Here is a 26,978-nt window from a genome sequence, read left to right as displayed (position 1 = left end):
TCAGAGCGATGGTTTTTCCTAGTATGTCCGAAACCGGGACGCAGCCGCGTCACGTCCGCGAGTCCCTGGCCGATCCGAAGCGTGCCCCAAACGTCCAGTACTACGGCCCGGTGGGCTCGACGACGGTCGAGGAATCGCCCACCCATCGCACCGACGACGACCTGATCGCCGGGCTCCGCGAACTCGCCGCCGCCGACGAGACGACGACCGAGTTCGGCTCCGCGTCCTACGTGAGCGAGTTCCGGTCCAGGAGCGCCGATCTGACGGAAAACGCCGACGACGACGACTTCGGTGAGGCGGATTACGCCGTCATCGATCGGGCAACCGAGGCCGTCGAGAACCGCGCGATGCTCTGCGTCGACCGGCTCGTCGGCACGCACCCGGAAGCGACGTTTTGCTGTCGGCTGTACGTTCCGATCGAGTACGCGCGAATCGCCCACGGATGGGCGATGCTGTTCGATCCGACCGACGGTCGCGACCCGGACTTCGTCACGGTACAGGTTCCGGACGCATCGGAGACGGCGATCCGAATCCTCCCGGAAGACGGGTTCACCGCCGTCGTCGGCAGCGACTACACCGGTGAAGCGAAGAAGTCGTTCCTCCGGCTGTTCATGCACCGAGCGAAACGACTCGGCGGCCTCGGCCTGCACGCCGGCAGCAAGCGCGTTCGCGTGGCTCGAGCGGCCGACGACGCCCGCACCGAAACCGAGGACGGAACCGACCCCGACCTCGAGACCGTCGGTCAGCTCTTCATGGGGCTCTCCGCGACCGGAAAATCGACGCTCACGGCCCACGGCTGCTGGCTCGAGGCCCCCGAGGAGGCAGTCATGATCCAGGACGACGTCTGCGCGCTCCTGCCGGACGGCTCGGTCGCCGGCAGCGAGGGCGGCGGCCTCTACGTGAAAACGTACGGCCTGGATGCCGACGAGCAACCCGGGATACACGCCGCAGTCACCGACGAATCGGCCGCGTTCGAGAACGTCGTCGTCGACGAAGACGGGACGGTCGACTTCGACGACGACCGGTACACGAAGAACGGTCGCGCCGTCATCCGGCGCTCGAAATTGCCCAGCGCCAGCGAGGACATCGACCTAGAGGACGTCGACCAGCTCTTTTTCATCACCCGGAACCCGCTGATGCCGCCGGTCGCCAGACTCGACGACGAACAGGCGGCCGTCGCGTTCATGCTGGGCGAATCGATTGAGACGAGCGCCGGCGACCCCGACCGTGCTGGCGAGCGCATCCGGGTCGTGGGGACGAATCCGTTCATCATCGGTCCGGAAGGCGAGGAGGGGAACCGGCTGCGAGAGCTGGTCGCCTCGCTGGACCTCGAGTGCTACGTCGTGAACACGGGAACGGTCGGCTACCCCAACGCGAGCTCGAAGGACGTCGGCGTCACCGAGTCCGTGACGATCCTGACCGAACTCGCGCGGGGGACCGTCGGGTGGTCCCGGGACGAGCAACTCGGCCTCGAGGTCCCCGCGAACGTGCCCGGGATGGACATCGAGGCGTTCCGCGTCGCCGAGTACGTCGACGATTACGACGGCGAACTCGAAGCCCTGCGCGCGGAACGGCGCGAGTACCTCGAGTCGTTCGAGCAACTCGACCAGGAGATCGTCGACGCGGTGTACTGACCAGCCAGATCTTCCCAAAAGAGTCTCGAGCGATGAGGACGGCAAATCGAGAGCGCACGACGTGCGGGTGGGCAGCACTTGCCGGTCACAGCTACTGTTATATGTACAGCGTTCTCACCGTTGACAATGAGCGTCCAGATGCAGAAACCAACGACGCGGGTATGCGAACGCTGTGGCCGGACGGAGCGCTGGGACAACAGCCAGTCCGCCTGGCAACACGCATCCGATAGCGACCGCGGTCACCCACACTGTATTCACGAGTGGGACATCAACGGTTCGTTCACCCCCTACGAGTAACGCGACTGGTCTGTGCCCGAGGCCCGCCTCGAAGGCCACATGCCCCTGGCGGGCATCTAATATGGCTATCAACGAGCGATCGGCAACTCGCCGTGACGCTCAGTTTCGGTGAGATAACACTGCGGATCGGGTCCGAAGAGGGACTCACTCGAGAGCGCCCGCAATCGAGATCCACCGCGACAGATCGACCGATACTGGCACGTCGAACACCGGCCGGTGAGGTGGTCCTCGCGCGCTCGAAGATCGGCGAGTAGCGGATTCGTCTCGTCGTCCCAGATGTCGCCAAACGGTCGGTCGCGAACGTTACCCAGGCTGTAGTCCTGCCAGAACTGGGTCAGGTGAACGTTGCCCTCGTAGTCGACGTCCGCGATGCGCTCGCCCGTCGGATCGCCTCCGTTTCGCTCGAGGTGGCGGTAGACGGTTTCGGCTCTCTCGGGGCCGAAACGGTCGGCGGCGTACTCGACGAGGAAGGGCGCGTCGACGTAGTTGCCGACCAGCAGGGTCTCGATTTCCTCGCCGCGGTCGTGGTACTCCAGCGTCAGATCGCAGAGTCGCCTCACCGCGTCACGGGTCGCCTCGGGGCTGAGGTCGATGTCGGTAATGTCGGCGCCGCGCCCGCCGTAATCGAGGTGGTAGAAGCAGAACCGATCGACCCCCACGTTGGTCAGCAGGTCGACGACTCCCTCGAGGTCGGCAGCGTTCGCCTCAGTGATCGTGTACCGCAGTCCGGTCTTGAGCCCGGCGGACTGACAGGCCTCGATTCCCCGGACGGCGGCGTCGAAGGCCCCCTCCTTTCCCCGGAACGCGTCGTTTCGCTCCGGAAGGCCGTCGACGGAGATGCCGGCGTACTGCAGTCCGGCGGCCTCGAGTCGAGACGCTTTCTCGGGCGTGATGAGGGTCCCGTTCGTCGAGAGGACGGGCCGAAGGCCGAGGTCCGCGGCGTACGCGACGAGTTCGGGGAGATCCTGCCTGACGAGCGGTTCCCCGCCGGAAAAGAGCACGACGGGGACGTCGTAGTCGGCTAACTGCTCGAGGAACCGTCGGGCTTCGACCGTCGAGAACTCGCCCGCTGCGGGCTCGGTTTCGGCCGCCGCGTAACAGTGTGCGCAGTGGAGATTACAGCGACGAGTCGCGTTCCAGACGACGACCGGACGGCGCTGTTTTCCGGTCGTGATCTGGGGCTTGCTCGAGCCGTCGGCGGCGTCGTAGCGCAGTCCGTCGCCCTCGGCGTCCAGGTCACAGAGGAGCTTGCTGATCGAGATCACGAGTCGTTCACCCGCGGGACTCCGTCGCTTTCCTCGGAAACGCGAGGTTTGGACGAAACTTCGCGATCCGGCGCCTCGTCCGGCGAGCAGGATGCGGTGGACAGCGGGCGCGTCGAGTACCGCCCGACCGCCTCGGCCGGGCACACCCAGAGGTCCGCGGCGTACCGGCCGAAGAGCCGCGAGGCGTTTTCGACGGCCTCCTCGGCGCTCGTCGCCGAAACGCTGCCGACGTGATGAAGGCGCTTGTCTCGATTCTCCCGAAGGAAGACCTCCCACTGTGGGAGCGGCGTTCCGCGGCGATCCCCCGCCACTCGCTCGCGACGTATAGATTCGACCATCGTGTTCGTTCGCGGTTGGGTTCTCGGGGGTATATCGCTCGTTGCGAACGTCTTCGGGCGGCGTTCCCGGATCCCGAGAACGAGAACCGGCCCTTTGTAGGCGGCGTCGCCAACGGCGGGTGAGTATCCATGCCAGCGCCACCCGGTCGCCGATCGATCGACACGTCGAAACGCCCGTTCGTGCTGATCTGGGAGGTAACCCAGGCTTGCGCACTTGCGTGCACCCACTGCCGGGCCGACGCCCAGCCAGAACGCCACCCCGACGAGTTGTCGACCGCCGACGGGAAGCGACTGCTCGAGGATGCGAGCGACTTCGGAGATGGCCAACTCGTGGTGCTCTCGGGTGGCGATCCGCTCGTCCGTGACGACGTCCCGGAACTGATCGAGTACGGGACCGACCTCGGCCTGCGGATGACGATCACGCCGAGCGGAACCCGGTCGGTCACGAGAGACCGCATCGAGGCACTCTCCGAGGCGGGACTTCGACGGATGGCGCTCAGCCTCGACGGTGCGACCCCCGAGAGCCACGACGCCTTCCGTGGCGAAGCCGGAAGCTTCGCGGAGACGATTCGGGCGATGAAGGACGCCCGCGCGGCCGGCGTTCCCGTCCAGATCAACACCACCGTCTGCCGACAGACCGTCGACGAACTCCCGGCGATCAGAGACTTGCTCGCCGACCTCGGCGTCGTCATGTGGAGCGTCTTCTTCCTCGTCCCCGTCGGACGCGGGCGAATCCTCGAGCCAATCTCCCCCGAGGAGGCCGACGCAGTCATGTCGTGGCTTGGCGAGGTCAGCGACAGCGAACCGTTCGGGGTCAAGACCACCGAGGCACCACAGTACCGACGCGTCCGTCTGCAAGAGCGACGGGAATCGGACATCGGAACGGTCGACGCCGCGGGCCTGCGACGCCGAAGCGGGATCGTCGCCGGCGACGGCTTCGCGTTCGTCAGCCACGTCGGGGAGGTCTTTCCGTCCGGCTTCCTTCCGGCGTCCGCCGGTAACGTCCGCGAGGAACCAATTACTGCCATCTATCGCGACTCGGCGCTGTTTCGATCCCTCCGCGATCGCGGTCGACTGCGCGGGAAGTGCGGAGCCTGTGAGTTCCGAACGGTCTGCGGCGGGAGTCGCTCTCGAGCCTACGCCTACACCGGCGACCCCCTCGAGAGCGACCCGCTGTGTCCGTACGTTCCTGCGGAGTACGACGGCCCGCTGCCGTGGGACGACCCGACGAGCGTTCCCTCGGCGCCCTCGAGGCCGACCGACGCTGATTGAGCGTGTCCGGCGGTCGAACGGTGAGGGAGAAAGGAGGAGGGTCCGAGAGACGGGGAGTTAGAGGGATTCGAGGAACGGGAATCACCGAACGTGTTCGTACTGAAGTCCTTCGACCCGCAGTACGACGGGTACCTATGAACGCTTTGAACGAGACCATTCGCGTCGAGATCGACGTCCGGACGCCGTCGACCTGTCCGGTCGCTGCGGCCTCCGAGACGACTGGCGCCCCCGTCGAGACCGTGACGCGGGCATCCGGGCGAAACATGGGGCCGCACGTCGACGAGGAGTTCACCATCGCGAGCGACGCTACCGTCGACCTCGAGACGTACGACGCGGTCGAGGGCGCCGACCGAATTTTCGACCTCGATTCGCACGCCGTCTATCGGTTCACTCGCTCGGCAGCGTCGCCGTGCGTCTGTGACCGCATCGAGGAACTCGGCTGGCCAGTCTCGGATATCAGCGCTGAGAACGGGTCGCTGCTGGTCACCTGTTACGTCGACGATCAGGCCGGATTCGCGGCCCTCATGTCGGACCTCCAGGACCGATTTGGGGACGTCCGCGTTCGACGACTGCTTCGCTCTGAGAGCGACGGCAACGGTAACGGACCACTCGTCCTCGAGGTCGACTCCCTGACCGCCCGACAACGGGAGGTCCTCGAGACGGCCCACGAGATGGGGTACTTCGAGTATCCCCGCGAGTCGAACGCCGGGGACGTGGCCGAGGCGCTCGGAATCACGCGCTCGACGTTCGGCGAACACCTCGCGGCGGCTCAGCGAAAAGTCCTGCAGACGTTAGGCTGAGTCCTCGCCCGAGTTGGTATCCTGGAGCGCCTGCCATGAAAGCCGCGGGTTTCGCGCTGCGCTCGTCTGATCGATCCGGCCCACGGCGGTTCGGTTGGGCGCGGACTCGAGTTCGTCGTCGCTCGAGGCTGACGCCTGCTGAAAGGCCTCGGCGAGAGTGTCGAGCGTTTCCTTGCTCTCGACCTCGGTTGGTTCGGTCATCAGCGCCTGCGGGACGATTTCGGGCCACTTCGTCGTTGGCGGGTGGACACCGAAGTCGAGCATCCGTCTGGCGACGTCGGCCGCGTCCTGATCGCCCGCGCTGGCGACGAACTCGTGGTGGAAGGGGCCGTAGGGAACCTCATAGTCGATCTGGTCGGCGAGGTAGTTCGCGTTGAGGACGGCCTTCGCGCTCGCGTCGAGCAGTCCGTCGTCGCCGAGTCGGGCGATGTAGGCGAACGTCTTGACCAGGACGAGCCAGTTGCCCTGGAAGCCGTGGACGTGACCGATCGAGTGTTCGGGGGCGAACAGTTCGTACTCGGTCTCGCCCTCCCCGCCCTCGCCGCCACGCTCGCGAACGCGAGGCTCGGGCAGGAACGGCGCTAGCTCGTCGACGACGCCGACCGGCCCGGCACCCGGCCCGCCGCCACCGTGGGGCGTCGCGAACGTCTTGTGGACGTTGTAGTGCATCACGTCGAAGCCCATGTCCCCCGGACGGGCTCGCCCGAGGAGGGCGTTGAGGTTCGCGCCATCGTAGTACAGCAGGCCGCCGACATCGTGGACCATCTCGGCGATTTCGGTAATGTTGCGCTCGAACAACCCGAGGGTGTTCGGGTTCGTCAGCATGAGCGCTGCCGTTCGCTCGGAGAGGGCAGCCTCGAGGGCTTCGAGGTCGACGCGGCCGCCGTCGTCGCTCGGGAGCGTGACGACGTCGTACCCGCCCAACGCTGCGGTCGCGAAGTTCGTTCCGTGGGCGCTCTCGGGGACGATCACCTCGTCTCGCTCGTCGTCCCCGTTGTGCTCGTGGTAGGCGCTGGCGACCCGAATGCCGACGAACTCGCCCGCCGCGCCAGCTGGCGGCTGGAGGGTCACGGCGTCCATCCCGCCGATTCGCGCGAGGTAATCTTGTAGCCGGTGGAGCAACTCGAGCGTTCCCTGAATCGACCCCGACGAGCGGTCGGGGTGGACCGCTGCAACGTCGAGGGCGGCGACGTCCTCGGTGAACTTCGGGTTGTACTTCATCGTACACGACCCCAGCGGGTACGGCCCGCTGTCGATCCCGTATATCATCTGGGAGAGGCGCGTGTAGTGACGCGCGAGTTCCGGTTCGGAGAGTTCGGGTAACTCGAGGGAATCGCGGGTCAGGTCGTCCGGCAGCGGCGAGTCGTCGTCGACGTCGACGTGAGTGCTGTCTTTCTCCGAGAGGAGCGGTTCGTAGTGGCCGTTGCTGACGTATCTGGCCTGATCGTACCGTCGACCCTGTCCCTCTTTCTGTTCCCGTTCCCCTCCCTGCTCGAGCTCTCGTCTCCGTTCCCGGTCTCGATCCTGGTCCTGCCCTCGTTCCCGTTCCTGTCCCTGATCGCTCATCGAACCACCTCCGTGAACGCCTCGACGAACGCATCGATCTGTTCGTCGGAGGCGCCGGCGACACAGACCTGCAGTTCGTGTTCGCCGACGACGTGAACCGCGAAGCCGTGCTCTTCGAGGTCGTCCGCGACCGCCTGGGCGGGCTGATCGACCTGGACGACGAACTCGCGAATGTGGTGGCGGTCGTCGACGGGCGCCGTGACACCGACGAGATCGTCGACGCGTGCGGCGAGGTCCTGGGCTCGGGTCACGTCGCGCTTCGCGAGGTCGATCAGTCCGGAGGGACCGAGCGAGGCGGCGTGCATCGCGGTCCGGAGGGCGACCCAGGCCTGGTTCGTACAGATGTTGCTCGTCGCTCGCTCGCGGCGAATGTGTTGCTCGCGGGTCTGGAGGGTGAGCGTGAACGCTCGCCGATCGGTCGCGTCCTCACTGACGCCGACCAGGCGACCGGGCACCTGCCGGAGGTAGCTCTCCCGGGTCGCGAACAGTCCCAGGCCCATGCCGTAACTCGTCGGCAGCCCGAGCACGCTCGCATCGCCGACGACGACGTCAGCGCCCACGTCGGCCGGCCGCTGGAGCAACGAGAGCGCGACGGGATCCGAACCGAGCACGTACAGTGCGTCGTGCTCGTGGGCAAGGTCCCCGATCTCGGCGAGGCGTTCCTCGATCGTGCCGCGAACGGTGGGGTTCTCGACGTAGCACAGAACGACCTCCTCGTCGATAGTATCCGTGAGGGCCTCGACGTCCACGGTGCTGTCGTCGGTCGGGTACGTCTCGACCTCGAGGTCCGTGCCGGCGACGTAGTTCTCGAGGGTGCTCCGACGTCCCTCGAGCAAGAGGTCCGGAACGAGCACCCGATGACCCGATGTGTCTCGAACGCGGTCGGCGAGCGTCGCCGCCTCTCCCAGAGCCGTCGCCGCGTCGTACATCGAACAGTTCGCGACCTCGAGGCCGGTGAGCTCGACCAGCAGCGACTGGTACTCGAACAGCGCCTGCAGGAAGCCCTGGGAGACTTCGGGTTGGTACTGGGTGTAGGAGGTCAAAAACTCCGATCGATCCGCGAGGTGATCGACCAGCGATGGCACGTAGTAGCCGTAGTGGCCTCGACCCAGCAACTCGACCAGGTCGTCGTTTCGCTCGAGCGTCTGGCGGACCAGCTGGCGCGCCTCGCGTTCGGTTCGTGCGTCGATTCCGAACTCATCGTCGAACCATACTGCCGGCGGAATGTCAAACAAATCGTCGACGGAGTCGGCGTCTACCGCCTCGAGCATCGCCGCCGTATCGTCGTCCGTGTGAGGAGCGTACGGACTCCCCGTGGTGCGTGTTCCGTTCATGATAGCACAGGTGTGTCTTCGCTGATTGAAAAGTCGGTCGTCCCCACTGCTTGCCGGCCGCAGGGTTCGTTCCGAGACACGTTAATTGCGGGTTCGGAGCACGGGGTTATCAACGCATCTCTTTCTCGCCGTCCGCTCGAGCGGCCGTGCCAAATCACTCGACGTAACGATACTTCCGCTCGCCCATCCGCCCCCAGCCGTCGAACGCGAACTCGCCTTCCGGGGTCGTCAGCGGTTCGATGTCGACATCCATCTCGTGGTTGTGCGCGTCGTGGATCTCTTCGTAATCGTCCCAGTCGATGTCGTAGCGGGACTCGAGTTGCTCGTCGACGTTCAGCGCCTCGATCTCCTCGAGCCAATTTTCCTTCACGGTCTCGGTGTGGATTTCGGCCTGGGCACCGCTCCCGTAGGACCCGACCAGGAGCTGCTCGCCGACCATGTCGCGGTCGTTCTCCGCGGCGTGTTTCAACGCGCTCGCGCGGGCGACGTGGACCGACCCCGTGTACCAGTTGCCGACGTCTCGAGCGATCGTCAGCGTCGGGTCGATGGTCTCGGCGTACCACGCCTGGTAGCGCTCGGTGCCCTTCAGCCCGTCCATGTACTCCCGGATCGCGTCAGTGAACGCCTCCTCGTCCTCGAAGGCTTCCTCGCGAGGCTGGCGACCGATCTCCTCGGCCAGTTCCTCCTCGATTTCGGTGTCGCGGGTGATGTGGCGATACGCCAGCAGGGCGGCCTTCCGGACCATGCCCGGGAACGGCGTGTGGAACGGCGCGTACTGGAAGTCGCCGACCGTAATCTCGCCGGCCTCGCGCTGGTAGTCGATCAGCGCCTCGCGCATGCGGGCGAGGTAGACCTGGACCGAACGCTTGCCGTCGACGCTCGGGAACTGCTGGTTGGGTTTGAGGAAGTCGGTCTCGTCGGCCGACCCGAAGCCCTGTTCGGCCGAGAGCTCGACCAGGTTGGGATCCTCGCTGATGAGCATGGCGACCGCGCCAGCACCCTGAGTCGCCTCGCCGGCGTCACCGCGGGCGTACAGGGCGGTGTCGGTGGCGATGACGATGGCCGAGCGCCCGCGGTGTCGATCCGCTCGGATCCAGTTGTACGCGTCGTCGAGGCTCTGGGTGCCGGCGATGCAGGCGAACTTCCGCTCGCCCTTGTTCGCGTGGTGGAAGTCGCCCTCGAACACCTGCTCGAGGCAGCCTGCGACGTACGTCGAAACCGGCTTCGAGTTGTCGAAGGCACTCTCGGTGGCGACGTCGATCCGGCCGATGTCGTCGGGCTCGAGGCCCTTGCGGTCCATGAGGCGGTAGGCGGCATTGGCGCCCATGGTGACGATGTCCTCGTAGCTGTCGGGGAACGATGAGGCGTTGAGCCCGAGGCCTTTGGTGTACTTTTCGGGGTCCTCGCCCTTCTGTGGGGCGAAGGTGCCGGGCAAGTCGAGTTTGAGATTGCCCGTCCAGATTTCGACGGCGTCGATACCGACGGATGTCATACTGTAATGCTACAGGTCGGAATACAAGATATTGTCGTTCGTGGTTTCGACGAGTGTCGAACCTCCAATGGGGCATCCCTGCTTCGAAGTGGCGAGAGATTGTTAGTTAATTGGTTCGCTCTCTATCGTTTGATCGCCTTTTTCATCGGTTACTGTCAACTGGACCCGGACGGCATTACCGCTAGACAGCGATGTAGTCCTGCTCGCGCTTGCTCCAGCCACATCGATTGTCGTAGAGTCGCCGATATCTCCGTTTCCTTTGTACAGTTCGACGGTGACCTGCGCTAAGTCGCCATCGGGGTCGCTGACTTTCCAATTTACATCATACGTATTTCCGCTATTCGAAGTTACGTTAAGTGAATCGACGACCGGAGACTGCCCGGCTTCTTCGACAGTCACTGTTTTCGAATGCGAGTCATCGTCGCTCGAGACCGTCGCCGTATATTCGCCCGCATCACCAGCTTGGGTGTCCCATTCGAAGGGGATCGACCGAGAGCCTCCGCCCTCAAGGTCCTCGATGGAGATCGTCTCCGTGTACGTTCCATCACCGATGTCCAGCGTAACGTCCTGCGTATCCGCATTCTCGCCCGTATTTTCAACGGTCGCGTCAAGGATTAGGGTATCGCCCTCGGTGATCGGGTCGTTCGAATCCGTGATCTCAACCGCGAAGAACGGCGCATTCGCCCCGATCACCTCGGTCGTATCGCTATCGAGCTCGTTCGATCTGGTATCGGTTTCGTAGAGCGTCGCTGTCAGTACGTCACCCCGAGCAAACTCGAGACCGATGACGGTGACAGTATCCTCGCCCACCGCGTCGAAGGTAACTTCGTGCGTTCCATTCTCGACGACGAGGTAGCCGCCCGTCGTGGAATCGAGATTGTCGAAGTCAGAGGTGGTGACTTCGAACTCGCCGGCGTCCTCCCGGATTTCGTCCTGGAGATTGACGTTGCCGCGTGCCCCACCAGCGTTCGACGAATCGGAGACGAATACCTCCCTAGTCACGTTTTCCGGGCGGTCGCCATCGAGTTCTGGTGGCGCCTGATCGACTGTAAAGCTTGTTCCGAGCGTTACCGTCTTCCCACCGTCGTCCTGGACTGCCTTATACGAGAAAGTCACTTGGCCGTTCGGACCGGTCGACCGGTTCTCCGGGGAGATACCTCCAGCGCCGTCGTCGCTGGCGTTCACCAATACGTTAGATACCGGATTGTTGTACCGATCTCGAACTTCGACGGTCACTCGGGTCGTTTCGCCAACGCGAACGTCTCGAGGTTCGTCGACGACAGTGAGATAGGCGGGACCGTCGGCCTCTGATTCAGCATTGCTCCCGAGACCGACTTTCGCGACCTGCAATTGGTAATCATCGTCCTCGAGTGTAATCTGTACGATCCCGCTGCCGCCATCGACGGAGACGACTCGGGACTCGTCCTCGAGTAACCGTTCCCACTTCTCGACGCTCAGCGTTGACGGAATCTCGAGGGTTACGTTCCCGTCTGACTCGATCGCAATCGCGTTCCCGGAGGCACTCACCGTCTCGAAGTCGACCGCGGCCGTCCCGGACCGACTCGAGGAGTAGTTTCCGGCAAGCGTCACCAGCCGAATCGTGTTCCCGTCGATCAGACGTTGTCCCGTCAGCGTAGCCTGGTTCCCGTCTTGCACGTTATACAGAACCGAATTCTCGTAGACGACCGTTGGCGCATTTCGGTACTCGTTGTAATTCGGCTGGTACACGAGACCCCCTGTTTCGAACTCCAGTTCTGTCGTATTCCAGTAATATCGTGCATCATCGTCCGTGACTGTCACGTTCTCGAGCCGTATCGACTCGTTTGCCTTCACCAGTTCCAACGACCCCGACGAAGGGGGCGGATTCACCGTAAAACTCCGCGGCGGGTACGTCGTTCCGAGGGAAACCGAGTACGAACCGACGCGCCGATCGGGCGCGTTCACGAGCCCGTTTCGGACGTCCAGGAGCTGTCCCTGCACAGTCTGGTGGTGCTCGTACTCCACCTCCTGATTCTCGCCGGGAACCACGTTCACCTGGTACAGCGCGAGCGCCGACACCAGAATGCCGAGCATGAGGACCGCTCCGACCACCGTGGACACGGCACGCTCCTCACCTCGGCCTATCATACGCAGTGATAGTCCCGATGACGTATACGCTTATTGGCCCCCACTGGAGCACAGCGCGAGCCCCGAAAAGCAGTCTATTCGCCGCTCGTCTCGCCGATTACTCGTCTTCCTCGACAACTTCCGGATCGCTCATCGCACTCTGGAGGCTGTCCAGGCCGTTGACCCACTCCGTTACGAGACCGTACTCGAGTTGCTCGGCGATCGTCATATCGAGTTCCTCGCCGTCGATAATGAGCGTCCCTGCCTGGGCCGCGTACCCGAGAGCGGCGTCCAGGTCCTCCTCGGCTTCGGCGTCCGCGGCCGCGCCGATGTAGTCGTTAACGCTCGCCTCCTCGGCCGGGCCGCTGGCGACGTACTCCTCGGCGGCGATGAAGACACAGACCAGACTCGTCTGGACGCCGTCGACCAGCATCCGGGTCTCCTCGTCGTCGATGTCGACCTCCGAGAGGACGATCTCACGGACGTCGGCGATCTCCTCGAGGGCCTGCTCCTGGTCGAGTTCGTCGTCGTCGTACGCCGCGACGATTTTCGCGATGGCGATGGCGGTGTCGTCCTGGAGGTTCAGGAGGAGGCGGGCAGAGGACTCGTCCTCCGGATCGATCTCCTCGTCGTCGATGCGGTCGATCCAGTTCTGCCAGCGTTCGGCCGAATAGAACTCGGTCGGGGAATTGCTCATACTCTCACCTACACCGGCCGCTTGAAATGCCTTTCTCTACTCTTCGCTTTCTCGACCGGCGGTGAGATCCGTCGGCGATCAGTCCTCGAGCGTCGTCTCGGACTCCCCGAGCGTCCCTTCCGTGTCGATCCCGTACACCAGCCGCGGTGTCTCGACGTGGGCGTTCCTGATTGCGTCCTCGTAGCGTTTTTCGAGGAGCCAGCGAACCCGTCGCGGGACCGTCTTCGGGCCGAGGACGGCTCCCGGTCGATCGGGGTCGTCGACGTAGTCGGTTTCCATGAGGAACGGGTCGCCAGCCTCCGCAGCGATCTCGAGGCGATCCTTTTCGCTCATTACACTCGGGGTGACGCCCGTGAGGCGGCCACCGGCGTAGTGTTTGACGACCCGCTGTGCCGGCAAGCCAGCGTCCTCGGCCCACTCGGCGACCGTCGTCAGGTCATCGGTGGCTTCGGTGTGAAGCTGGACGGCGCACTCGAGGTCAGCGCCGAGTTCGAACGCGTGGCGCATGACGTTGTTCGACGCGGCCCAGACCTCGTCGTCCACGTCGTAGTGTGGACGTCCCGATTTCAGCCCCAGCGCATCGCCAGCGGCGACGTACTCGGCGGCGACCTCGAGGCCGGCCCGCATGAGGGATTCGGCCTCGTCCGGAGTCTTTCCGCGTTCGTCGACCAGCCGCGAGATCAGTCCGGGGTGGACGCCCAGGATGGGCCAGGCGCGGCCCTCGAGTCGCTCGCTCGCTTCGGTAACGATCTCGAGGGTTCGCTCGAAGACCGGTCGGAAGTCCTCGCCTACGTCGGCCTCGACGTCGAGGTGCCAGGATGGCTTGTTGACGACGAGAAGGTGTGTCCCGCCCACGCGTGCGAAGTCGTCGACCGCCTCGAAGCCGCGGCCGTGGTCCGGGTCGAGGTGGAGGTGATCGTCGAGGATTGGCGTCTCGTGATCGATCATGGATTGACCTGGGTGGTCGGTAGCGGAAAAGGCATCGGCTTCGGTGTGACCAGTTCAAGGCAGAACTCCCGGTTTGAGTCACGACGCCATAGGTCAGTCCTCGAGCGTCAGTGCCGTGTCCGCGGCGTTCTGGAGGGCGTCTGACCGTCCGTACGAACCGGGGGCGATGGCGACCGTCTCCACGCCCTTCGCCCCGGCGTACTCGAGAACGGGTTTGAAGTCCGTGTCGCGCGAGGCGATGGCGAGGACGTCGATTCGGTCTTCGACGACGCTGGCCGTGGCGTCGACGGCGAGTTTGACGTCTACGTCGCCGCTGGTGATGACCACCTCGAAGCCCCGGGCCTCGGCCGCCTGGATCAGCCCCGGCGTGGCGTGTTCGTCGAGGTAGAGCCGACGAATCGCGGTTCGGCCCTGTTCGGAGACGGCGGTTCGAAGGTCGTCGAGGTCGACGTCGAATTCCTCACGGAAGACGTTCGGTCCGTCGACGAAGAGGCCGACTCCCGACGGTCTCGATTGGTCGGCCGACACCCACTCGCGTACGGACTCGAGCATACTCACGGTCACGGTAGCCAGTGCGGTACAATAGGTGTAGCGAAGGCGGTCGAGATGCGGAGCAGTTTAGCGTTACACACCTTGCGTCGCCACCATCGTGTCAGTCGAAAGTCGGAGTATCCAGCCAACTCTCGCACCCAGACAGTCGATTATTTTAATAAACTTATACTTCGTTGTTTTCCTCTTCCGGGGTATATTTCAAACCCGAAACGGTCAATATTCGCGCCGATATTTACTTTCCTAACCCCGAACTCTCAAATCAATTGATCCATTGACAGTAAATTCCACCGGGTTTCACAACTATTTAATTATAGATGGCGGTACGCATAGTCACACCATGCCAGAACATGGCAGTCCAGGTTACGATCGCCGTTCCGTACTGAAAGCAGCCGGCGCCCTCGGTGCATTCATGGGTCTTGGCGGGATCACCGCCGCTACCCCCGGACGTACCCCCGGCCCGAAGGAGAACGAAATTCTCGTCGGTAAATCGAACACGGTGGGGCTGGCCACTGCGCGAGCCAAAGTCGAAGCGAACACGCCCGACCACGCCGCAGTCGTTCACGAGAACGAGACGCTCGGCTACATGGCGCTCGAGGTCGACGAGGATCGAGTCGGCACGATGGACTCGATCATCGACCAGGTCGAGCGACGACCGGAAGTCGAGTACGCGGAGCGAAACGCGACGTACTACACCCAGCTCGAGCCGAACGACCCGAACTACGGCCAGCAGTACGCTCCCCAGCAGGTTCGCGCCGACCAGGCGTGGGACACGACGCTAGGTTCGATGGACGTGACGGTTGCGGTCGTCGACCAGGGCGTCGATTACAGCCACCCCGATCTCGCCGACCGGTTCGAGGGCGACGAAGGGTACGACTTCGTCGACGATGACGAGGATCCCGCTCCAGTAAACAACGACGAAAACCATGGAACCCACGTCGCCGGAATCGCTGCGGCGACGACGGATAACGGGACGGGAATTGCCGGCATGTCGAACTCCCGAATCCTCTCCGGTCGCGCGCTCGGCGCGGATGGCGGTGGGTCGCTTTCAGACATCGCGGACGCTATTCAGTGGGCCGCCGACCAGGGCGCGGACATCATCAACCTGTCCCTTGGTGGCGGCGGCTCGAACAGCACGATGCGCAACGCCATCGACTACGCCTACGACAACGGTTCGCTTCCTATCGCTGCTGCGGGTAACGATTACGGGAGTTCGGTCTCGTATCCGGCCGCGTACGAAAACTGCATGGCGGTTTCGGCGCTCAACGAGGACGAAAACCTCGCGAACTTCTCGAACAAGGGCCCCGAGATCAACGTCGCTGCTCCCGGTGCTAACGTCCTCTCGACCGTTCCCGGGAATTCCTACGAGGAACTCTCCGGGACGTCGATGGCCTGCCCAGCCGCGGCGGGCGTCGCTGCCCTCGGAAAGGCGGCCTATCCCGACGATACGGTAGCCGACCTCTGGGGACGCCTCGAGGACTCCGCCGTCGACATCGGCCTCCCGTCCGACGAGCAGGGCGCCGGTCGCGTCGACGCCCTGAACATCGTCGAGGGGGGAACCGACGATCCAGACGATCCGGACGACCCCGACGATCCGGACGACCCCGGCGGAGAGTGCGGTGACGTTGTCGAGACGGACTCGGTCTCTGACTACCTCTACAGCGGGGGCAGCCACTCCTACACGTACTCGCTCGATACGGCGAACCCGTGTAGCGCCACGGTGACGCTCTCTGGCCCGTCCGGCGCCGACTTCGACCTCTACCTTACCCTCGACGGACGCACGCCGTCGACCTGGGACTACGACGAGCGCTCGATCAGCGCCGACAGCAACGAGGAGATCACCGTCTCGCTCTCCGGTGACGAGGAACTCGGCCTTCTCGTCGACTCCTACAGCGGCAGTGGGTACTACACCGTCTCCATCGAAGAACTCGGCAAGTAACACCAGCGAATCACCCTCGCCAGCACTGCAGGAACCCACTCGCACAACCACCTTTTTTGAGAGGACTGGGCACTCGAGCACCGGCTGAATGTAAAAACATTACTTACCCGCGGGTGACGTGACGAGTATGTCGCTGCAGATGCCGCCGTTGCGTGGGGTCCACGACGAGCGGGGAGCGAAAGTCACCGAATTCGGCGGCTGGGAGATGCCGGTCGAGTTCGACTCGATCCAGGAGGAACATCGAGCGGTCCGGGAATCCGTCGGCAAGTTCGACGTCTCCCATATGGGCGAGATCGCGGTCAGCGGCCCAGACGCTCGGGCGTTGATGCAACGACTCACGTCGAACGACGTGACCGCCCTCGACGTCGGTGACTCCCAGTACGCGACGATCACTGACGAGGACGGCGTGATCATCGACGACACGGTGGTCTACCGACTCCCTGACGAAGGTGACGACCACGTCTTCCTGTTCATCCCAAACGCCGGCAACGACGAGGCCATGACCGAGCGCTGGCGAACCCACCGCGACGAGTGGGGACTCGAGGCGTCCGTCGAGAACCAGACGCACGAGTACGCGATGTTCGCGATCCAGGGGCCGGACGCCCGCGAACTGGTGCTCGACGTCGTCGCCGACCCCGACCGCGTGAGCGATCTCAGCCGGTTCGAGGCGACGTACACGACGGTCGAGGGTACGGAGTCCGAGTCCGAGTCCGAATCCAAGTGCTGGGTCGCCCGCACCGGCTACACCGGCGAGGACGGCCTCGAGGTCATCGCCCCGTGGGACGACGCGGAATCCGTCTGGTCGGCCTTCGACTGCCAGCCCTGCGGTCTGGGCGCGAGAGATACCCTCCGCCTCGAGGCCGGGTTCGTCCTGGCCGGGCAGGACTTCGACCGCGAGACGAACCCACGGACGCCCTACGAGTGTGGCATCGGTTTCACGGTCAAACTCGACACCGAGTTCGTCGGTCGGGACGCACTCGAGCGCGCGAAAGAGGAGGGCGTCGAGGAAAAACTCGTCGGCTTCCGCCTCGTCGACCGCGGGATCGCTCGCCACGGCTACGACATCACGACCACCGACGGCGACGTCATCGGGACGGTCACGAGCGGGACGATGAGTCCGACGCTCGAGGCGGCCATCGGTCTGGGCTACGTGCCCGTCGAGTACGCCGATGCCGGGACGAAGATTCGCGTCGACGTCCGCGGCCGGCCCAAAAAGGCAAAGATTGAAACGCCTCCCTTCGTCGATACAGTATAATGAGCTTCGATACCCCAGACGACCGACGGTACCAGGAATCGCACGAGTGGGCACTCGAGACAGACGACGGCGTCAGAATCGGCATCACCGACTTCGCGCAGGACGAACTCGGCGACGTGGTCTTCGTGGAACTGCCCGACGAGGGCGAAGACATCACGGCGGGAGAGAGCTTCGGGGTCGTCGAGTCGATTAAGGCGGTCTCCGATCTGTACGCCCCGGTCAGCGGCACGGTCACGGCCGTCAACGAGGATTTGTTCGACGCTCCCGAACTCGTCAACGAAGACCCCTTCGACGAGGGCTGGATGCTCGCGGTCGAGTCCGACGACGAGAGCGAACTCGAAGACCTGCTCACTGCCGAGGACTACGAAGAACAGGTCGCCTGAGCACTCGACGTTCACCCTTCAGCAGTTGCGCTCACCAGAAGCGCTCAGCGTTCACCCCTCAGCGGAAGCGTTCAACAGAAACGTTCAGCGTTCATCCATCGGCAGTAGCCTTCAGCAGGCCACACCTCACTCGAGTCCGGCCAGCCGATCCAGTAACTCTTCGAGCGGCAGCGTCGACGTCGACAGCGCGTAGCCATCGATTCGCGCCAGGTCGGCGGCATGCTCCCAGAGGTCGTCGGACTCGAGTCCGTGGAGGACGACAGCATTGGGGGTCGGGTTGACGACCCGAAGGGCGACCAGCGGTGACTCGCCGCGCGTGACGCCAGTGAACACCAGCACCCGGTTGGTGCTCTGGCCGTAGAGGCGAAAGAACTCCTCGCTCGAGAGGCGGGTGATCGCCTCGATGCTGTTGATGACCGTGTGACCGCTGATCCGGTCGGAGTGACCCGAGGCGATTTCGGTCGCCTCGATGGTTTCGTAGACGTGCTCGAGCGGGTAGGTCGTCGCATACTCGCGCAGGTCGTAGATGACGTCGCTGTCGAAGCCCGCCGAGAGCACGCGGCCGTACTGTCGAATCCGATCGCCGCCACGACGCTCGTCGATCTCGAGGAGTCCCTCGACGAGTCGGCGGACGACGCCGATACCGGGGCTCTCGCGACGGCCGCTCTCGTAGTCGGAGATCACCGACGAGGAGACGTCGAGTTCGCCCGCAAGGTCGGTCTGGGAGACGTCGAAGTCCGTTCGCCACTTTCGAAGCGTCGCACCCGGGTCGTTGCTCAGCGTGATCTCTCCCGCGATCTTCTCCGCCAGTTCCCGCTTTGGCCCGCGTCCACGTCCGCCCATATCCCTGGCTCTCGCGGGCGCGGCAAGTAGCTACCGGCATTCGACCGGGAGACGAACACTGAAGGCGCGTCACTCCAAGAGGGGAGCATGCCGTCGACCGTCGTACACGTCGGGCTGGCGGGCCTGGTCGGGGTCGCCCTCCTCGCCGATCGCTTCGATACGCGAGCGGTCCTGTTCGTCATGGCCGTGACTGCCCTCGTCGACCTCGATACGCTACTCGGCATCGTCGTTCCCGGAACCCACCGCGCTGCCTTCCACAACCTCTGGATCGTCCTGCTTCCCGCACTCGTCCTGTACTGGGACTGGAGACGCGACCAATCGGTCGTCCGCTCGCGGTGGGGCGCCTACGGCTACCGGATCAGTTGGGTGACCCTCGTTGCGGTCCTGTTCGCCCACGTCCTGCTCGACGCGTTCTACAACGGCGCCAACCTCTTCTGGCCCGTCCACGACCGGTTCTTCGACCTCTCGGGGAAGTTTCTGCTCACCGACCAGCGCGGGTTCGTCCAGACGTTCGTCGAACTCGAGTCCAGCAAAGCTGGAACGACGATCTCCGAATCGACGGCCCGCGGCACGACAGCGGATACCCACTACTCGACGGGCTTCGATCCCTCGCGCGGGTCGGATCCCGAACCCGAAGGCGTCGAGCGAATCTTTCCGATCGCGAGTTCCGGCGAGCTGTTCGTCGTCACGCTCGTCGGGTACCTGACCGTCGGGTATCGAGTGCTCGAGTCGCGTTGGCGGCGCGAGTGAGGCCAGAGCCGGTGCCAATGTCAGCGTCAGCACCAGCGCACGAACCCGCCCTCGAAGAACAGTCAGTCCCGGATCCGGACGAACCCATCCTCGAAGACCACGCGGTTCGGGATGACGTGTTCTCTCGAGTCCGACTCGATCTTCGTCACGAAGAGGTCGACCTCCTGGACGATCCCCGCGTGGTCACCGATTTCGACGCGATCGCCGATCCCGTAGGGCTGATTGAGCAGCAGGTAGATGCCGACCGCACTCGAGACGAGGAAGTCCTTGAACGCGAACGCACCGACCAGGACGAGGCCGGTGGTGTAGACGGTCAGGAGGATCAGAAGCGGCAGGACCGCCACGTTGATCTGGGCGAGCGCGATGAGAAAGGCAACGAAGAGGACGGAGTACTTGACGACTCTGGGGATGATCGAGACCTCGGGAAGTTTGACCCCCCGAAGGTACTCGCTGACGGCCAGTTCGGCCTTGTCGGCGACGACGAACCCGACGAGGACGACGAGGACCGCGACGAACACTTGCGGAACGAACGTCCAGATGGTCTCCCAGAACGCCTCCGTCGGCAGGAGCTGGGCGATGTGAATCGCCGTCAACAGCGCGATGCCGTAGATGAACCAGGAGCTGAGTCGAGCGACGATCTTGACCGTCGAGGTACCGAGCGACTGGGCGGTTCGCTCGAATGGCGTTCCCTCGACGGCCTCCGGAACCTCGGCCGCCCGGAGGAGTTCCTCGTTCAGTCGACCGACGACGTACCCGACCACGAGGCCGAGAACCAGCACGGCCAGCGCTATCACGACGGGTTCGTCGACGAGCGTCTGTATCTCCATGTCAGTACTCCTCCGGGTCGACCTCCAGGATAATCTCGCCGGCTTTGAACGCGCGCACCATCCCGTCGCTCTCGGAGAGGACGATCGCGATCGCGTTCGTATCTCGCGTGATCGCCCCGCCGGCCATGTGCCGGGCGCCTAGCCCCTTCGGGATGTCGACGCCCTCCGCGGAGGGCTCGAGGTAGCGGTAGGCCGAGACGAGTTTCCCCGAGTCCGAGATGACGAACGCGCCGTCGAGTCGTGAGAACTCCTTGAGCATGACGTTCACGATCGGATCGCCGACGTGGACGTGAGACTTCTCGAAGGGGTTATACGAGAGCGGCCGGGACTTGTTCATCACTTTGCCGGCGTCGCCGACGATGAACAGCGCGCCGACGGGTTTGCCCTTCTGGCCCTTCTTCCCGAGTTCGACCGCCAGTTCGAGGACGGCCTTGATGACGTCGGGGTCGGCCCGCGATTTCGCGAAGAGATTGTAGATACCCGACTGATTGTCGATGTTCGCCCGGACCCGCGAGACGGTGTCGATGCCGTCGCCGAAGACGCTCGTCGCGCAGGCCAGTTCGTCGCCATCCTCGATGATGCCCTGTTCCAGACCACCTTCGAGTCCGAACCTGATCCGCTCGGAGACGTCCTGGAACTCGAGGGGAAGTTCGACGAACGTCTCGGCGCTGACGGTGTTTTCGGTTCCGACGACGATCACCTCGAGGTCGTCGACGGCCGCCAGGCGGTCGTAGTACGACCCGCTGGGGGCAAAGAGTGCGACTGCATCGACGTCCGAAAAGAGATCCCCGAATACGTCGCCTAGTTCGACCATTGTCTCTTACAAGCAGTTCGCGGCCGAATAAACGTTTTGGGCCGTCTGACGTGCGTCCGCCGATTATTCGGCTTCGAGAGACAGCTAATACAACGCCGTGCCGAGAGATTGCCCGGGACCGCCCGAGTGCACGGCGAATCGGGCCAAAGAGTTATGCAGGCGCTGGGACAAGAGGTCACAATCGCATGGTTGGTCGGCTGGAAACGGGTATCGACGTGCTGGATCGGAAGTTAGACGGCGGATTGCCCCCGGGTTGTGTCGTCGCCTACACCGCGAGTCCCGCCAGCCAGTCGGAACTGCTCCTGTACGAACTGACGGCCGCTCGCGGCACCCTGTACCTGACGACGGAGCGAACCGACGACACCGTCCGCCACGCCATCGAATCCTCGATGAGCCGCGTCGGCAGTCCCACCGTTCGCCGAGTCACCGATTCCGACCCCCTCGAGGAAGCGACCCGCCTCATCAGCGCCCTGCCCGACGGCGCGAATCTCATCATCGACACGATGGACGTCCTGGAGCGCGCCGACGGCGAGGACTACCTCGAGTTTCTCAACGAGCTCAAGTCCCACATGCTCGAAACTGGCTCGATCGCCGTCCTCCACTGTCTCAAACGACCCAACCCGCCCGACAACCGGCCGACCACCGAACACGTCGCCGACGCCGTCTTCGACCTGCGGACCTCCCTCGAGGGGACGGAAATCGAAAATCACCTGGCGATTCCGAAGTTCCGGGGTGGCGGCGCCTCCCCCGAGATCATCAAACTCCAGCTCTCCGAGCAGGTCGAGATCGACACGAGTCGGGACATCGCGTGAGGGCGGGTGTTACGGGCGGTTCGGGTCTCGAAAACGGATTGCTCGAGTCTCTGTAGTCGGCTGCTCGAGGTCGACCTCGGTGAACTCGAATCGCGCGCCGCCGTCTCCGCTCTCGGCGAGCGCCCAGTCCCAGTCGTAGATCGCGGCTAATTGGATGACGAGCGTCAGGCCGAGCCCAGTCCCACGCGAACTCGTCGTAAAACCCGGTTCGACGACCTGGCTGTGCATCTCCGGCGGAATACCGGGGCCGTCGTCCTCGACGAAGAAGCCGTCCTCGAGGTCGCCGACGCGAACGGTCACGCCCTCGTGAGCGTGCTCCAGGCTGTTCTGAAAGAGGTTCGCCAGCAGGTGATGCAGGTGCATCGCGTCACCGTGGATCGATCGGTCGGTGTCGAGGACGAGCGTGGCCGTCGCCGTTTCCTCGGTGGCGTTCCACGCCTGCTCGGCCACGCCAGCGAGGTCGACTCGCTCCTCGTCGACGTGGACGGGCGATTCATGGACGATGACGAGGAGAATGTCGATCATCTCCTCGATGCGTTCGTGGGCGAGTGACACCTGCCTGGCGGCGTCCTCGTCCCGCGGGCGAGACTGCTCGTGGTATCCCTTGGCGATCGTCAGCGGGTTCCGAAGTTCGTGGGCGAGCATCCCAGCGAAACTCTCTAGCCGATTGTTCTGGTAGGCGAGTTCCTGGCTTCGTTGTTCGGCCTCCCGTGCTCGCGTCCGCGCCTGGGCGTCGTAGACGCCCATTCCGAAACCGGCGAGGGCGCTCAACGCAGTGAGGATCAACACGTTCGGGACGACACTCGCCAGGTCACTGACGAGACTCGAGAGGGCGAAGATGGTTGCCATGACCCCGACCGCGCCGAGACACCAGCTGGCGATCCGGCCGTAGAGCGCCGCGTGAACCGCCGATTGTGGCAGTCGATAGCCGCCGTAGAGCAGAACCAGTCCCGGCCCGGCCGTCAGGACGACGACGACCAGGAGGGCGCCCCATGGTAACTCCTCGCTCCCGGGAAAAGCGGCGGGGAGGACGGACAACGCGACGTAGGCAGCGCCGAGCGCCATGACGACGTACCGCCCATCGGCTACCGAACGTGTTCGGGGGACGTGCCACATTGTCGACTACAAAAAAGTGGACGACTATCAGAGTATCGGCCGTCCAGTACGTCGCCTCAGGCCGATACATGCGTCCTCTCGAGAAGCCGCGCTACAGCTACCGCTGCTGGGAACGCGAAAGAAGGGAAAAAGCGGGGCTTACTCGTCGTTAGCTTCGGCTTCGAGTTCTTCGACGATTTCATCGGCGTCGACGTCAGCGTCCTCGAGTGCGGCCTCGAGGTCGGCTTCGCCACCGCCGCCCATGCCACCCATCATGCCACCCATACCGCCCATCATGCCGCCCATGCCCTCGATGACTTCCTGGACGATGACGCGGTCGACGCCGACCTTGTCCATGACGTCCTGGGCGATCTGTTGCTTCTGGAACATCCACTGCTGGTTCATCGCCATCTGGGGCGTGGACTCGACGTAGAGGGTCTCTTTCTCGACGACTTCAGTCTCGAACTCGGGTTCGGCGTCTTCGTCTTCCTCGTCGTCTTCGTCAGGCTCGACGGGAACCTCCTCTTCGACCTCGTCGGTTTCGATCCAGAGGTCGGGCTCGGTCTCGAGGTACATCCCGAAGAGACCGGCGGCCTGCTCCTCGCGGTCGTCGACTTCCTCGACGACCTCGTACTCGTACTCGACGTCCTCGCCAGCGAGGGGGTGATTGAAGTCGACGCGGGCGCGCCCGCCGACGATAGTGCTGATGTAGCCGTGGCGGCCGTCGACGTGGACGTGCGCGCCGGGGTAGCGGTCGTCCTCGTCGATCTTGTCCGCGCTGATCGTCTCGAGGGCGTCGTTGTCGTACTCGCCGAAGGCCTCCTCGGCGGAGATGGTGACCTCGCCCTCCTCGCCGGCCTCGCTGCCGATGATGGCGTCCTCGACGGCGCCGAAGATGTGGCCCTCTCCGAGGACGATCGTTCGCGGGGCGAACTCTCGGTCCTGGGCGTCGACACCCTCCTCCTCGGCGACCTCGGCGTCGGTCGTGTCGACGAGCTGGTCGCCCTCGACGGTGCGGGCGGTGTAGGCGATCTTCACGAAGTCGCCGGGCTGGAACCCGTTCTCGGCCTCGGATTCGCTCTCCTCGACTTCGGTGTCTTCGGCTTCCGTTTCGACGTCATCGGCCGATGTCTCGGCCTCCTCTTCCTCGGTCATACGTGGTACCATCAGCCGTCCGCATTTAAGACCGACGTTTTCGTTCGAGCGCTCGATTTCCGCTCGTCTCCATTTCCGCTCGTCTCCACTACCACTCGAGCACCCGCGCCTCTATGCTCGAGCACCGAGTTCGTGACCGAGAGCATGGGTCAGCCGCGGAACGACACGTTCCTATGGCTCCCGTCCCTCGAGCGACGTATGTACGAAGTCGAGCTCAAGGTCGAGGTTCCTGCGACCCTCGAGGCGGTCCGGGCGTGCCTCGAGTCCCTCGGCGCGACGCACGAGGCGACGGTCGTCCAGGCGGACACCTACTACGACGCCCCCCACCGGTCGTTCGCCGAGTCCGACGAAGCGCTGCGCATTCGGCGAGAAGCGGTAGACGGTTCGGACGCCGACGCAGACACCGACACCGCCGTCGCTCTCCACGACGTCGACCACGAGGCTCGAGTGACCTACAAGGGGCCGCTGCTCGAGGACGACTCGAAGACCCGCGCCGAACACGAGACGGCCGTCGGCGACGGCGAGACGATGGACGCCGCGCTCACGAAACTCGGCTTCGAGCCCGTCGCGACGGTCAAAAAACGCCGCGACCGTTACTCGCTCGAGGGGTACACCGTCACGCTCGACGCCGTCGAGGGGGCCGGCGAGTTCGTCGAGGTGGAGGCCGACGCTGAGACCGAAGCCGAGATCGAGGAAGTCCGCGAGGGAGCGGCAGCGATCCTCGAGCGTCTCGACCTCGATCCCTCGGCACAGCTTCGAACGTCGTATTTGGAGCTCGTGCTCGAGGGGTGAGCGGGGTAGCGGGCAGAGAACGGATTCTGAAAACGGACGACTCAGTCGGCCGTTGCGGGCTCGGCGGGACTGATGTCCGTTCCGAGCAGATCGAGGAACTCCGCGAGCCACTCGGCGTGGTCGGGCCAGGCCTGGCCAGTGACGAGGTTTCCGTCGCGGACGACGCCATCGACCCACGAACAGCCGGCGGCCTCACACTCCGCGCGGACCGCCGGGTACGAGGTCATTTGGTAGCCCTCGAGGACGTCCGCCGCGGCGAGGATCTGCGGGCCGTGACACAGCGTCGCCACGGGTTTGTCTTCCTCGAAGAAGTGCTGGACGGCGTCGATGACCTCGTCGTAGGTCCGGAGGTACTCCGGCGCGCGGCCGCCGGGGACGCACAGCGCGTCGTAGTCGGCGGGGTCGACCTCGTCCATCGTCGCGTTCAACTCGAAGTCATGACCGCGCTCCTCGAGGTACGTCTGATCCCCGCGGAAGTCGTGAATCGCCGTCTTGACCGTCTCGCCCGCTTCCTTGTCCGGACACACGGCGTCGACGTCGTGGCCGACCATCTGCAACGCCTGGAACGGGACCATTATCTCGAGGTCTTCACCGAAGTCACCGACGATCATGAGGATGTCTTTGCCCATTGGGAACACCGGCGTCGTGTACGGCCTCGAGTGGTATAAGTTCACAGCTCACAGGGAACACGATTCCGACGTGTCGACCGCGGTGACCGTTCCCGCCAATGTTCACCGACGACGCCGACTACCGCTCTCGCCACGCCTCGCGGAGGAGGCCGTACTGAATCATGTCGCGGTACGCGCCGTCGATGAACCGATCACGGCGGATCTGCCCTTCCTTCTCAAAGCCGAGGGACTCGAGCAGGCCTCGAGAGGCGTCGTTGAAGTCGAAGACCCCGGCGCCGACGGCGGGGTGATCGTAGACCCGAAAGACGTAGTCGACGACGAGTGAAACGGCCTCGGAGCCGTACCCCTGGCCGTGGTACGCTGGCGCGAGCCAGTAGCCCAGTTCCGGTCGTCGATAGTGAGCGTCGCCGACGTAGACGACCCCGAGTCGCTCTACGTCGTCCTCGTCGGGTTGACCCGGCCGCCCGTCGTCGAGGCAGACGAGAAACTGGTCGCTTTCGTCGTCATCGGTGGGGATCTCGACTCGCTCCTGATTTCAGAGAGGGTTGCCGATCGGATACCTGATCTCGGGGTTGGCGAACGCCCGCTGGAGAAACGGGACGTCCTCGCGTTCCACCGTCCGAAGCGTCACCCGTTCGCCGCTCGTGATGCGTGCACCCGGCATGCGTTGATGGATCGACGCCCCGGCAATAGGTCTTCTGGAGCCCCGAAGACCTGGCAGCGGGAACGAGCGATCAGCGCCCGTTCGTCGTGACCGGGGTCGGCTGCTCGAGAACAATACTCTCCTCAGAAGTTTTACACTCTGTTAAAACACTCAAAATTTGATAGGAGCCGTGTGCTGAATACAGAGCGCGAATGTGACACGGACTGAGGAGAGATCAACGTAGAAGATTGAACGCTCAATACAGGTAGTTCACACATCGAAGAATGTAGTGCTAATCCTCTTGCATAACTTGAGTTCGTATTTCCTCTTCGGGAAGTAGTTCGACTTGAGCAAAGGAACGTCGGTCGCCACTCGGTGTTGGAATCTCATGCGTATCGTCCCAAATGAGACTTCCATCCACATAGGCTCTAACAGTTAGTTCCCCTTGGGATTCGAAACGCCTGATTTCCCAAGTTCCATCCGGTTCAACGGTTTGTGGCCCGTATTCGGTGTTCTCACCTCTAAATTCTAATTCAACGAAAACTTCGTGAGCGGTTTCCCTTAGATTTGTGATTTGGACGAGGTGATCGGATGTGTCAAAGAGGCTTCTCAGATTGGAACACCCTGCCGTCAGAGCGGTAATCCCAGTGCCCAATCCTGTAAGGAGTTGACGTCGGTTCATAGCTATTAGTATCAATTAAATTGCCATATGCTTTCTGCAAGGAAAATATCGAATCGTTCGC

25 protein-coding genes and 1 pseudogene are annotated in these 26,978 nt (G+C 63.8%); 10 read left to right on the top strand and 16 right to left on the bottom strand.

Features of this window, described 5'->3' with window-relative positions:
- Window positions 1–23: 23 nt before the first annotated feature.
- Window positions 24–1,634, top strand: coding sequence for a phosphoenolpyruvate carboxykinase (ATP) (locus NGM29_RS11145; protein WP_254156234.1), 1,611 nt, complete (start codon window positions 24–26; stop codon window positions 1,632–1,634).
- A 126-nt stretch (window positions 1,635–1,760) separates the two neighbouring features.
- Complete coding sequence (locus NGM29_RS11140; protein WP_254156233.1) at window positions 1,761–1,931, top strand: HEWD family protein; 171 nt, start codon at window positions 1,761–1,763, stop codon at window positions 1,929–1,931.
- A 68-nt stretch (window positions 1,932–1,999) separates the two neighbouring features.
- Here NGM29_RS11140 and NGM29_RS11135 read toward each other — a convergent pair whose 3' ends face one another.
- Together NGM29_RS11135 and NGM29_RS11130 are read right to left on the bottom strand one after the other, a co-directional pair.
- Window positions 2,000–3,196: a TIGR04347 family pseudo-SAM/SPASM protein gene (locus NGM29_RS11135; RefSeq protein ID WP_254156232.1), complete on the bottom strand. Its 1,197-nt coding sequence runs from the start codon at window positions 3,194–3,196 to the stop codon at window positions 2,000–2,002.
- On the bottom strand, window positions 3,193–3,534 hold the full coding sequence (locus tag NGM29_RS11130) for an Htur_1727 family rSAM-partnered candidate RiPP (RefSeq protein ID WP_254156231.1): 342 nt from the start codon (window positions 3,532–3,534) through the stop codon (window positions 3,193–3,195). The genes NGM29_RS11135 and NGM29_RS11130 overlap by 4 nt, the downstream gene beginning before the upstream one ends.
- Before the next feature lie 129 nt (window positions 3,535–3,663).
- Between NGM29_RS11130 and NGM29_RS11125 the strand changes: the two genes are divergently transcribed.
- Both NGM29_RS11125 and NGM29_RS11120 read left to right on the top strand, forming a co-directional pair.
- Entirely contained in the window at window positions 3,664–4,806 is a 1,143-nt protein-coding gene (locus tag NGM29_RS11125; protein ID WP_254156230.1) for a TIGR04053 family radical SAM/SPASM domain-containing protein, read from the top strand.
- A 134-nt stretch (window positions 4,807–4,940) separates the two neighbouring features.
- Window positions 4,941–5,606, top strand: a complete 666-nt coding sequence (locus NGM29_RS11120; RefSeq protein WP_254156228.1) for a helix-turn-helix domain-containing protein — start codon at window positions 4,941–4,943, stop codon at window positions 5,604–5,606.
- On the opposite strand, the gene gcvPB is transcribed toward NGM29_RS11120, so the two are convergent.
- From gcvPB to NGM29_RS11085, 7 genes are all read right to left on the bottom strand, one after another.
- On the bottom strand, window positions 5,598–7,172 hold the full coding sequence (gcvPB, locus tag NGM29_RS11115) for an aminomethyl-transferring glycine dehydrogenase subunit GcvPB (RefSeq protein ID WP_254156227.1): 1,575 nt from the start codon (window positions 7,170–7,172) through the stop codon (window positions 5,598–5,600). The two genes, NGM29_RS11120 and gcvPB, sit on opposite strands and share 9 nt — an antisense overlap.
- On the bottom strand, window positions 7,169–8,506 hold the full coding sequence (gcvPA, locus tag NGM29_RS11110) for an aminomethyl-transferring glycine dehydrogenase subunit GcvPA (RefSeq protein ID WP_254156226.1): 1,338 nt from the start codon (window positions 8,504–8,506) through the stop codon (window positions 7,169–7,171). Before gcvPA ends, gcvPB begins: the two co-directional genes overlap by 4 nt.
- A gap of 154 nt (window positions 8,507–8,660) precedes the next feature.
- Window positions 8,661–9,998 (bottom strand): hydroxymethylglutaryl-CoA synthase, encoded by a 1,338-nt coding sequence (gene hmgB / locus NGM29_RS11105; RefSeq protein WP_254156225.1) that lies wholly within the window; start codon window positions 9,996–9,998, stop codon window positions 8,661–8,663.
- A 102-nt stretch (window positions 9,999–10,100) separates the two neighbouring features.
- Window positions 10,101–12,098 carry a CARDB domain-containing protein gene (locus NGM29_RS11100; RefSeq protein ID WP_254156224.1) on the bottom strand — a complete coding sequence of 666 codons (1,998 nt, stop codon included), beginning with the start codon at window positions 12,096–12,098 and terminating at the stop codon, window positions 10,101–10,103.
- Window positions 12,099–12,222: 124 nt separating this feature from the next.
- Entirely contained in the window at window positions 12,223–12,801 is a 579-nt protein-coding gene (locus NGM29_RS11095) for a DUF2150 family protein (protein WP_254156223.1), read from the bottom strand.
- A gap of 78 nt (window positions 12,802–12,879) precedes the next feature.
- The gene (locus NGM29_RS11090; protein ID WP_254156222.1) at window positions 12,880–13,749 is read right to left on the bottom strand and encodes a TatD family hydrolase; all 870 of its coding nucleotides are present in this window, start codon (window positions 13,747–13,749) and stop codon (window positions 12,880–12,882) included.
- 93 nt (window positions 13,750–13,842) lie between these two features.
- A complete protein-coding gene (locus NGM29_RS11085; RefSeq protein WP_254156221.1) occupies window positions 13,843–14,301 on the bottom strand; it encodes an NYN domain-containing protein in 459 nt (152 codons plus the stop codon).
- Window positions 14,302–14,638: 337 nt separating this feature from the next.
- Here NGM29_RS11085 and NGM29_RS11080 point away from each other — a divergent pair, with 337 nt between their 5' ends.
- From NGM29_RS11080 to gcvH, 3 genes are all read left to right on the top strand, one after another.
- A complete protein-coding gene (locus NGM29_RS11080) occupies window positions 14,639–16,237 on the top strand; it encodes a S8 family serine peptidase (RefSeq protein WP_254156219.1) in 1,599 nt (532 codons plus the stop codon).
- A gap of 127 nt (window positions 16,238–16,364) precedes the next feature.
- Window positions 16,365–17,492 carry a glycine cleavage system aminomethyltransferase GcvT gene (gcvT, locus tag NGM29_RS11075; RefSeq protein WP_254156216.1) on the top strand — a complete coding sequence of 376 codons (1,128 nt, stop codon included), beginning with the start codon at window positions 16,365–16,367 and terminating at the stop codon, window positions 17,490–17,492.
- The gene (gene gcvH / locus NGM29_RS11070; RefSeq protein ID WP_254156214.1) at window positions 17,492–17,875 is read left to right on the top strand and encodes a glycine cleavage system protein GcvH; all 384 of its coding nucleotides are present in this window, start codon (window positions 17,492–17,494) and stop codon (window positions 17,873–17,875) included. The genes gcvT and gcvH overlap by 1 nt, the downstream gene beginning before the upstream one ends.
- A gap of 126 nt (window positions 17,876–18,001) precedes the next feature.
- On the opposite strand, the gene NGM29_RS11065 is transcribed toward gcvH, so the two are convergent.
- The gene (locus tag NGM29_RS11065) at window positions 18,002–18,718 is read right to left on the bottom strand and encodes a helix-turn-helix domain-containing protein (RefSeq protein WP_254156212.1); all 717 of its coding nucleotides are present in this window, start codon (window positions 18,716–18,718) and stop codon (window positions 18,002–18,004) included.
- An 87-nt stretch (window positions 18,719–18,805) separates the two neighbouring features.
- Here NGM29_RS11065 and NGM29_RS11060 point away from each other — a divergent pair, with 87 nt between their 5' ends.
- Window positions 18,806–19,468 (top strand): metal-dependent hydrolase, encoded by a 663-nt coding sequence (locus tag NGM29_RS11060; protein WP_254156210.1) that lies wholly within the window; start codon window positions 18,806–18,808, stop codon window positions 19,466–19,468.
- A gap of 62 nt (window positions 19,469–19,530) precedes the next feature.
- On the opposite strand, the gene NGM29_RS11055 is transcribed toward NGM29_RS11060, so the two are convergent.
- A complete protein-coding gene (locus NGM29_RS11055) occupies window positions 19,531–20,295 on the bottom strand; it encodes a mechanosensitive ion channel domain-containing protein (protein ID WP_254156208.1) in 765 nt (254 codons plus the stop codon).
- 1 nt (window position 20,296) lies between these two features.
- Window positions 20,297–21,109, bottom strand: coding sequence for a diadenylate cyclase DacZ (gene dacZ / locus NGM29_RS11050; protein WP_254156206.1), 813 nt, complete (start codon window positions 21,107–21,109; stop codon window positions 20,297–20,299).
- Window positions 21,110–21,294: 185 nt separating this feature from the next.
- Between dacZ and NGM29_RS11045 the strand changes: the two genes are divergently transcribed.
- Complete coding sequence (locus tag NGM29_RS11045) at window positions 21,295–21,921, top strand: RAD55 family ATPase (protein WP_254156204.1); 627 nt, start codon at window positions 21,295–21,297, stop codon at window positions 21,919–21,921.
- Between the two features lie 9 nt (window positions 21,922–21,930).
- On the opposite strand, the gene NGM29_RS11040 is transcribed toward NGM29_RS11045, so the two are convergent.
- Together NGM29_RS11040 and NGM29_RS11035 are read right to left on the bottom strand one after the other, a co-directional pair.
- Window positions 21,931–22,986: a sensor histidine kinase gene (locus NGM29_RS11040; RefSeq protein ID WP_254156202.1), complete on the bottom strand. Its 1,056-nt coding sequence runs from the start codon at window positions 22,984–22,986 to the stop codon at window positions 21,931–21,933.
- A gap of 189 nt (window positions 22,987–23,175) precedes the next feature.
- A complete protein-coding gene (locus NGM29_RS11035; protein ID WP_254156200.1) occupies window positions 23,176–24,171 on the bottom strand; it encodes an FKBP-type peptidyl-prolyl cis-trans isomerase in 996 nt (331 codons plus the stop codon).
- 198 nt (window positions 24,172–24,369) lie between these two features.
- Here NGM29_RS11035 and cyaB point away from each other — a divergent pair, with 198 nt between their 5' ends.
- Window positions 24,370–24,963, top strand: a complete 594-nt coding sequence (gene cyaB, locus NGM29_RS11030; RefSeq protein WP_254156198.1) for a class IV adenylate cyclase — start codon at window positions 24,370–24,372, stop codon at window positions 24,961–24,963.
- A 41-nt stretch (window positions 24,964–25,004) separates the two neighbouring features.
- Here the strand turns inward: cyaB and NGM29_RS11025 are convergent, their stop codons facing one another.
- Together NGM29_RS11025 and NGM29_RS11020 are read right to left on the bottom strand one after the other, a co-directional pair.
- Window positions 25,005–25,592 (bottom strand): DJ-1/PfpI family protein, encoded by a 588-nt coding sequence (locus tag NGM29_RS11025; RefSeq protein WP_254156197.1) that lies wholly within the window; start codon window positions 25,590–25,592, stop codon window positions 25,005–25,007.
- A 118-nt stretch (window positions 25,593–25,710) separates the two neighbouring features.
- A pseudogene (locus tag NGM29_RS11020) lies at window positions 25,711–26,256 on the bottom strand (GNAT family N-acetyltransferase).
- Window positions 26,257–26,978 lie beyond the last annotated feature (722 nt).

Origin of the sequence: Natronosalvus rutilus, from assembly GCF_024204665.1 — an archaeon.
GTDB classification, from domain to species: domain Archaea; phylum Halobacteriota; class Halobacteria; order Halobacteriales; family Natrialbaceae; genus Natronosalvus; species Natronosalvus rutilus.
Note: the sequence above shows the minus strand (reverse complement) of the source record. Positions and strands in the feature narration are given on the sequence as shown.

Excerpts from the sequence above, each read along its gene's own strand:
- NGM29_RS11145 (WP_254156234.1), top strand. The coding sequence starts at position 24 with ATGTCCGAAACCGGGACGCAGCCGCGTCACGTCCGCGAGTCCCTGGCC.
- gcvPA (WP_254156226.1), bottom strand. The coding sequence starts at position 8,506 with ATGAACGGAACACGCACCACGGGGAGTCCGTACGCTCCTCACACGGAC.
- NGM29_RS11040 (WP_254156202.1), bottom strand. The coding sequence starts at position 22,986 with ATGGCGCTCGGCGCTGCCTACGTCGCGTTGTCCGTCCTCCCCGCCGCT.
- NGM29_RS11060 (WP_254156210.1), top strand. The coding sequence starts at position 18,806 with ATGCCGTCGACCGTCGTACACGTCGGGCTGGCGGGCCTGGTCGGGGTC.
- gcvT (WP_254156216.1), top strand. The coding sequence starts at position 16,365 with ATGTCGCTGCAGATGCCGCCGTTGCGTGGGGTCCACGACGAGCGGGGA.
- NGM29_RS11095 (WP_254156223.1), bottom strand. The coding sequence starts at position 12,801 with ATGAGCAATTCCCCGACCGAGTTCTATTCGGCCGAACGCTGGCAGAAC.
- NGM29_RS11120 (WP_254156228.1), top strand. The coding sequence starts at position 4,941 with ATGAACGCTTTGAACGAGACCATTCGCGTCGAGATCGACGTCCGGACG.
- NGM29_RS11080 (WP_254156219.1), top strand. The coding sequence starts at position 14,639 with ATGCCAGAACATGGCAGTCCAGGTTACGATCGCCGTTCCGTACTGAAA.
- NGM29_RS11085 (WP_254156221.1), bottom strand. The coding sequence starts at position 14,301 with ATGCTCGAGTCCGTACGCGAGTGGGTGTCGGCCGACCAATCGAGACCG.
- gcvH (WP_254156214.1), top strand. The coding sequence starts at position 17,492 with ATGAGCTTCGATACCCCAGACGACCGACGGTACCAGGAATCGCACGAG.
- NGM29_RS11090 (WP_254156222.1), bottom strand. The coding sequence starts at position 13,749 with ATGATCGATCACGAGACGCCAATCCTCGACGATCACCTCCACCTCGAC.
- gcvPB (WP_254156227.1), bottom strand. The coding sequence starts at position 7,172 with ATGAGCGATCAGGGACAGGAACGGGAACGAGGGCAGGACCAGGATCGA.
- NGM29_RS11025 (WP_254156197.1), bottom strand. The coding sequence starts at position 25,592 with ATGGGCAAAGACATCCTCATGATCGTCGGTGACTTCGGTGAAGACCTC.
- cyaB (WP_254156198.1), top strand. The coding sequence starts at position 24,370 with ATGTACGAAGTCGAGCTCAAGGTCGAGGTTCCTGCGACCCTCGAGGCG.
- NGM29_RS11035 (WP_254156200.1), bottom strand. The coding sequence starts at position 24,171 with ATGACCGAGGAAGAGGAGGCCGAGACATCGGCCGATGACGTCGAAACG.
- hmgB (WP_254156225.1), bottom strand. The coding sequence starts at position 9,998 with ATGACATCCGTCGGTATCGACGCCGTCGAAATCTGGACGGGCAATCTC.
- NGM29_RS11045 (WP_254156204.1), top strand. The coding sequence starts at position 21,295 with ATGGTTGGTCGGCTGGAAACGGGTATCGACGTGCTGGATCGGAAGTTA.
- NGM29_RS11140 (WP_254156233.1), top strand. The coding sequence starts at position 1,761 with ATGAGCGTCCAGATGCAGAAACCAACGACGCGGGTATGCGAACGCTGT.
- NGM29_RS11125 (WP_254156230.1), top strand. The coding sequence starts at position 3,664 with ATGCCAGCGCCACCCGGTCGCCGATCGATCGACACGTCGAAACGCCCG.
- NGM29_RS11055 (WP_254156208.1), bottom strand. The coding sequence starts at position 20,295 with ATGGAGATACAGACGCTCGTCGACGAACCCGTCGTGATAGCGCTGGCC.
- dacZ (WP_254156206.1), bottom strand. The coding sequence starts at position 21,109 with ATGGTCGAACTAGGCGACGTATTCGGGGATCTCTTTTCGGACGTCGAT.
- NGM29_RS11065 (WP_254156212.1), bottom strand. The coding sequence starts at position 18,718 with ATGGGCGGACGTGGACGCGGGCCAAAGCGGGAACTGGCGGAGAAGATC.
- NGM29_RS11130 (WP_254156231.1), bottom strand. The coding sequence starts at position 3,534 with ATGGTCGAATCTATACGTCGCGAGCGAGTGGCGGGGGATCGCCGCGGA.